Origin of the sequence: Nocardia amamiensis, assembly GCF_015477605.1 — a bacterium.
Classification (GTDB): Bacteria; Actinomycetota; Actinomycetes; order Mycobacteriales; family Mycobacteriaceae; genus Nocardia; species Nocardia amamiensis_A.
In genome coordinates this window covers 1-894 of record NZ_JADLQX010000176.1, presented here as the reverse complement: position 1 = coordinate 894, position 894 = coordinate 1, and the positions used below count along the sequence as shown (strand labels likewise).

The window sequence follows — 894 nt, the reverse complement described above, 5'->3', positions numbered from 1 at the left end:
ACAAGCGCCCCCGCGGCAACCACGAACCCAAGACACAGAACAAGGAGGTCGGGTAGAACATCACCCAGGACCCACCACCTGCCCAATTACGTGAACGAACGGGCCGGGAAAAACGTGAACGTCGACAACCACCCGGAACCGCGACCACGCCAGCCACGCGCAGAACAACTGCGTCCGCCGCCCTGCAACTTTCGGGCCTTCGCCCCAGTCGAATTGCAGCCACATCCCCGGCGCTGTAGGCATGGGCGAAATTTTCTGCGGTGGCCGGCCTTCCACGCGGCCTTCGCTTCTGCGACCGCACGACGCGTCGACCGGTCGGTGCCGGTGAACCCCATCGCCAGCAGTCGCTGATGCACCACATCAGCGCGGATCCGGCCGCTGGACTTGTCCACCAATTCCTCGATCTTGCCCATGAACGGGTCGATCGACCGATGCCGACGCTGCTTGACCAACGGGTCGCGACCCTCGTCGCGGATGGCCACATACCGGGCCACCGTCTTCTCATCCACCCCGGCCAGCACCGCCGCCGAATGCGCGCCGCGCGTCAGATCGAACGCTTCCAGAATCTCCATGATCTCCCTGTCAGACTTGGTCAACGGGATCCCTTCGACGCAGTTGGCAAGCGATCACACACCGCCAGCCAACCCGCCTGAAGAGATCCCGTTTCGCATTTGTTCAGGCGTGTCCCGGAGATCCCGATGTCCGCCGACCCGGAGAAATCATGCCCGCCAGCCCGGAGCCATATGTCCGCCCAGCCGGATTATCACGGCTCAGGCACAAAGTTGGTGGCGTGCCGATGATTTGGAGCCTGGCGGGAGGTAATCGATCATGACCAGGGTGTGCTGATCTTGATCTGAAAGTCCTGCTTCCGCATCTCGCCGACCTGAACATCGA

At 62.6% G+C, this 894-nt stretch carries 1 pseudogene; it reads right to left on the bottom strand.

The features are described from left to right. Window positions 1–117 precede the first annotated feature (117 nt). Window positions 118–572: pseudogene (locus IU459_RS37330) on the bottom strand (IS21 family transposase); the annotation flags it as partial. Window positions 573–894 lie beyond the last annotated feature (322 nt).